Origin of the sequence: Fusobacterium sp. (assembly GCF_029258315.1) — a bacterium.
GTDB lineage: Bacteria > Fusobacteriota > Fusobacteriia > Fusobacteriales > Fusobacteriaceae > Fusobacterium_B.
The window spans coordinates 1-5,799 of the sequence record NZ_JARHZE010000039.1; the positions used below are offsets into that span (position 1 = coordinate 1).

Sequence of the window (5,799 nt, forward strand, 5' to 3'; positions counted from 1 at the left end):
TCTAATACTCCTTGATAGAAAAATCCAGTATATTCAGAAATTCTTGCAGCCTGTTGCATATTATGGGTTACAATAACGATACTGTATTCTTTTTCAAGTTGTCTTATAAGTTCCTCAATTTTAGAAGTAGATATTGGATCAAGAGCAGAAGTAGGCTCGTCCATTAGAAGTATCTCAGGTTTTATAGATATAGCTCTTGCAATACAAAGTCTTTGCTGTTGTCCCCCTGAAAGTCTAAGGGCTGACTCATGAAGTTTATCTTTTACTTCGTCCCAAAGAGCAACAGATCTAAGAGATGACTCAACAATCTCATCAAGTTTCTTTTTATCTTTTTCACCGTGAAGAATAGGAGCAAAAGTTATATTGTCATAGATACTTTTAGGAAATGGATTTGGTTTTTGGAAAACCATCCCAACTTTTTTTCTAAGTTCTGTCACATCAAAATTTTCATCAAGAATATTCTGGTTGTCGAAAAGAACTTCTCCCTCATATCTAGTACCAGAGATTAAATCGTTCATTCTGTTAAGAGATCTTAAGAAAGTAGACTTTCCACAACCAGATGGGCCTATCAGGGCAGTTACTTTATTTTTAGGGATTGAGATATTTATATTTTTTAGAGCTTTAAAATCCCCATAGTAAAAATTAAAATTTTTAACATCAATTCTAATATTTTCCATTTTTTTTAAATTCACCTCTATATATTAATGTTTATTTTTAAATCTATTTCTAACAAAAGCACCGATAAGATTAAATCCTATGGTAATAACAACAAGTACAAGTAAAGTTCCATACATATTTTCTATTGGCATATTAGGAACTTGAGTTGAGATAACATATAAGTGGTATGGTAGAGCCATTACCTGATCAAATATCCCTGATGGTAAAAATGGGAAGTAGAAAGCAGCAGCAGTAAACATTATTGGTGCTGTTTCTCCAGCGGCTCTTGACACACTTAGGATTATTCCAGTAAGTATCCCCGGAGATGCAGCAGGAAGAACAACCTTATAAATTGTTTCCCATTTAGTAGCTCCAAGGGCTAGAGATGCCTCTCTTAAAGTGTTTGGTACACTAAGTAGAGCCTCTCTCACTGCTGTTATAATTACAGGTAGACACATTATCCCAAGAGTCAAAGATCCAGAAAGGATAGATGATCCAAAATTAAGAAATATAACAAACAGTGCCATTCCAAAAAGTCCATAGATTATACTAGGAATCCCCGCAAGATTTATAATCGTAAGATTTATAAATCTTGTAAGTGGAGTTTCCTTAGCATACTCAACTAGATAAACCCCAGTAAAAATTCCAAAGGGAACAGAGAATAAAATAGTTCCAATAGTAAGATAGATACTTCCAATTATAGCTGGAAATATTCCTCCACTTCTCATACCATCAGAGGGCATAGAGAAAAGAAAATCAAAATTTATCCCCATAAGCCCTTTGAAAAGTATGAAAGCCAAAATAATAAATACTGGTAAAATTGTAAAAAGTCCAATTAAGAAAATTATATTTTTAAATAATTTATCTCCATTTTTTTTAATAATTATCATAATATACCACCTTTAATTTTTTAAATTACGAGCCTTTGTTACATAGTGATCAGCTATTGTGTTTGTTATAAAACTTATAAGAAAAAGTATTATACCAATAGCGAATAGAGCGTAGTAATGTGTGCTACCTTGAACAACCTCTCCCATTTCAGCAGCTATGGTTGCTGTCATAGTTCTTACAGGAGAGAGAGGGGATGTTGCTAGGATAGGAGCATTTCCTGTTACCATTAAAACTGTTAAAGTTTCTCCGATAATTCTTCCAAATCCTAGCATTATCCCTGCAAAAATTCCCGGAAAAGCAGCGGGAAGAAGAACATTAAATATAGTTTCAGCTTTTGTAGATCCAAGGGCTAGAGATGCCTCTTTATATGATGGATCAAGAGCATTAAGGGCGTCCTCTGTCATTGTTACAATAGTAGGAAGAGCCATAAAAGCCAACATTATTGATCCAGTAAAAGCTGTAAGTCCACTGTTTAATCCAAAAAGATTTTTTATTGGACCAGATAGGATATATAATCCAATAAATCCAAGTACAACAGATGGTATTGCTGACATAATTTCTATTAATATCTTCATATTATTTTTTATTTTCGGTGGAGCATACTCAAATATATATACAGCTGTTAATATCCCAAGGGGAACAGCGATTATAATTGCTACAATAGTAACCCAGAAAGAACCTACTAATAAAGGAAGAAGTCCATAGATCTCCGAAAGAGATATCCACTTCAATCCAAAGATAAAATCTTTAAAACTTGAGTGTTTAAAGAATTGTATTCCATTTAAAAAGATAAATAGGAACATAGTGAAAATAATTACAATATTTAGAATACCAGTTCCAAAAAGAAATTTTTTAACTGACAGGTCTAAAAATTTCCTAGTGTTTTTCATAAAACCTTTCACCTCATTTTAATATTTAATTTTATATGACAGGACTATTATAGTTTATCTAAGTGAAATAAAAGTAAATCCTATGTAAAAAAAATGTAAAAAAATTTTTACATAATTTTTACAAAAGATTAATTAATTTTTAACAAGAAAATATTAATATACTTTTGAAAAAAGAAAATTTTAAAAATATGGAGGTATTTTATGAAAAAATTATTTTTAGCAGGACTTTTAGTAGTGGGAACTTTATTAACAGGTTGTGGACAAGAAAAATCAACAGTTGTACAAGTGAAAGGATCTGATACTATACTAAATGTAACTCAAGGGATAGCAGAAAATTTTATGGAAAAAAATCCAAAGGCTAAAATTGCAGTAACTGGTGGAGGTTCTGGAGTAGGAATATCATCTTTATTAAATAAAACAACAGATATAGCTATGGCATCAAGATCAATGAAACAATCAGAGATAGATAAGGCTCGTGAATTGGGAATAGGTATAGAAGAGGTAGTTTTAGGATTTGATGGAATTACTCTTATAGTTAATAATGACAACCCAGTGAAAGATTTAGACTCTGTAACTTTAGGAAAAATATTTAGAGGAGAGATAACTAACTGGAAAGAGGTTGGAGGAGAGGACGCTAAGATAGTGGCTCTTTCAAGAGATTCATCTTCAGGTACTCACGAATTTTTTAAAGAGCATATTATAAGAGGTGGAGAAAAAAATAATCTAGAATATGGGGCTGAAACTTTATATATGCCATCAAATGAGGCTATAAAACAAGAGGTAAAATCAAATAAATATGCAATAGGATATATAGGAATGGGATATATGGACAATACAGTTCACTCATTATCAGTTGACGGAGTAACTCCATCAAAAGAAAATGTAGCAAATAAAACTTATCCAATAGCTAGAGAGGTTTATTGGTATGCTCCAAGTGAGAGAGAGGGAGTTATAAAAGAGCTAGTTGATTTTGCTATATCTGAAAATGGACAAGAGATAGTAGAAAAAGAAGGATTTATAAAAAGATAATTTCAATCAAATATAAAAAATAGCTAACTCATTTAAATTAAAAAAAAATTTAGATGAGTTAGTTTTGTGTTATAATATAAAAAAAGCAAAAAGGTGATAGGATTGAAAATTTTAGTAGTAGAAGATGATTTAGAAATTCGTGAGTTGATTGGTTACTTTTTAGAAAAAGAGAGTTATATAGTTGATAAAGTTGATAACGGTCTAGATGCTTTAAAAATATTGAAAAAAAATAAGCATGATGCAATAGTTTTAGATCTTATGATACCGGGACTTGATGGAAAAAATTTAGCTAAGATAGTAAAAACTTTGCCTGAGGAGTATGGAACACCAAAAATCATAATGGTAACAGCCAAGACAGAGATAGAGGATGTACTTGAAGGGTTAGAGATAGGTGCAGATGATTATTTAAGAAAACCTTTTGATCCAAGAGAGCTAGTTCTAAGAATAAAAAAATTAATATCCTCAGAGAGAAGAGAGGATAAGGTTGAAAAAGAGGATAATTATAAGTTTGAGGATATTATAATAGATAATAGTAAACATATGGTTACTTATAAAGGGAATGAGATAGAGTTCTCTAAAAAGGAGTATGATTTATTAAGTCTTTTAATTAGAAATAAAGGTTTAGTTGTTACAAGAGATAAAATTTTAGACGAGGTTTGGAGTAGCAGTTATTATACAGGGGATAGAACAGTTGATGTATATATCTCAAAATTAAGAGATAAATTGCCTATCTTAGCAGACTACATCCATACTGTAAAAGGAGTGGGGTATAAATTAAAAGAAAAGAAATAATAGCTGGGATAATAATATTAGTTTGTGAAATTTTATTTGTTGTATTAAATACTCTTATGCTTTCAAGTCTTTACAAAGAGAGGGAAAAAAATATTTTAAAAGAGGATACCTTGCTTGTAAAAATAGTTGCTCAAGGAAAAAGATTTGATGAGTATGAAGAGATTTTTAAGGATACACAACTAAGATTTACTATAATTGATTATGAAGGAAAAGTTTATTTTGATTCTCTACAAAAAAATGAAAAAATTATGGAAAACCATTCCCATAGAAAAGAGATAATATCAGCCATAAAAGAGGAAAGTGGTTTTGATATAAGAGAGAGTAAAACTTTAGGAAAATATTATGCTTACTATGCTGTAAAATTTGATAATGGTTCAGATAAAAAGTACATAATAAGAACTTCAGAAGAGTATACTCATAAAAGAGAACAGATACAAATATTTGCAGGGATATTGATTTTTTTCTTTATCTTTTTAAATTCTGTAAGTTATTTTTTCTATATAAATTATCTTAAAAGAGATCTTCAGAATAAAATAAAACTTATGAAAAACTTCCTTGAAAGTGGGGAGATTGAAAGAAAACTTTCATCTGGAAAGGAAGAGAGATGGATATATGAGTTTTGGGAAGTTTTAAAGAATTGGCAACAAAATAATTTGGATAATATTTCTAAACTTGATTCAGAGAAAAAAGTTTTGGATATGGTTATATCTTCAGTAGATGCCTTTGTAGTTCTTTTAGATAAAAATGGAAATATAATTTTAAAAAACAACTCTTTAAACCATCTTCTGTTGCTAGAGAGCAAAAAATATAACGAAAGTTTTAAATATATTGAGATAATTTCGTTTATAAAAAAGGGGCTTTCTAGTAAAAAAGATATTCGTCAAGAGATATATATAAATGGAATAAAGGAATATTTTTTAGTCAATATAAAATATATAAAGAAAAATGATCAATTTTTAGTAACCATTAAGGATATAACAAATACAAGGAGAGCTGTTGAGATTCAAAAGGATTTTATAAGCAATGTAAGCCATGAATTAAAGACACCTCTTACAAATATAAAGGGTTATCTAATAGCTTTAGAAGATGCTCCAAAATCTCTAAGACTTAATTTTTTAAACATTATAAATAACAATGTAACAAAGTTAGAGGGGATAGTTATAGACTTTTTAAATATTTCAAAAATAGAAAGCTCGAAGATTTTGCAGATTATACCTGTGGAAAAATCTGAGATTGAAAAACAACTTTATGATTCTTTAGAGGGGATAATAAATAAAAAAGGTGCTAAGATTAATTTTCAATGGACACTTTTAAATAAAGATGAGGTTATAAATACCGATAAAGAAAAATTGATGATGATATTAAAAAATATTGTTGAAAATGGAATTTTTTATAATAATAAAGAGGTTCCAGAGATATTTTTAAAGATAGAAGAGGGAAAGGATAGATATTCTTTTGAGATTAAAGATAATGGAATAGGTATCCCAATGGATAAGGTTAAAAAAGTTTTTGAGAGATTTTATCGGGTTGATGAGTCAAG

Annotated in this window: 6 protein-coding genes; 3 read left to right on the forward strand and 3 right to left on the reverse strand. The window is 29.6% G+C overall.

The window, feature by feature from the left end; all coding sequences use genetic code 11:
• The 3 genes from pstB to pstC form a co-directional block, all read right to left on the reverse strand.
• Positions 1–677, reverse strand: a 677-nt coding sequence (pstB, locus tag Q1J48_RS02905) for a phosphate ABC transporter ATP-binding protein PstB (RefSeq protein WP_300361087.1), incomplete at its 3' end; no start/stop codon positions are given.
• A gap of 24 nt (positions 678–701) precedes the next feature.
• Positions 702–1,547: a phosphate ABC transporter permease PstA gene (pstA, locus tag Q1J48_RS02910; protein ID WP_300330740.1), complete on the reverse strand. Its 846-nt coding sequence runs from the start codon at positions 1,545–1,547 to the stop codon at positions 702–704.
• 12 nt (positions 1,548–1,559) lie between these two features.
• Positions 1,560–2,438 (reverse strand): phosphate ABC transporter permease subunit PstC, encoded by an 879-nt coding sequence (pstC, locus tag Q1J48_RS02915; protein ID WP_300330738.1) that lies wholly within the window; start codon positions 2,436–2,438, stop codon positions 1,560–1,562.
• Between the two features lie 201 nt (positions 2,439–2,639).
• Here pstC and Q1J48_RS02920 point away from each other — a divergent pair, with 201 nt between their 5' ends.
• The 3 genes from Q1J48_RS02920 to Q1J48_RS02930 form a co-directional block, all read left to right on the forward strand.
• Entirely contained in the window at positions 2,640–3,467 is an 828-nt protein-coding gene (locus tag Q1J48_RS02920; RefSeq protein WP_300361090.1) for a phosphate ABC transporter substrate-binding protein, read from the forward strand.
• 102 nt (positions 3,468–3,569) lie between these two features.
• The gene (locus tag Q1J48_RS02925) at positions 3,570–4,259 is read left to right on the forward strand and encodes a response regulator transcription factor (RefSeq protein WP_300361093.1); all 690 of its coding nucleotides are present in this window, start codon (positions 3,570–3,572) and stop codon (positions 4,257–4,259) included.
• A gap of 110 nt (positions 4,260–4,369) precedes the next feature.
• Positions 4,370–5,799: sensor histidine kinase (locus Q1J48_RS02930; protein WP_300361095.1), on the forward strand; the 1,430-nt coding region annotated here is incomplete at its 3' end.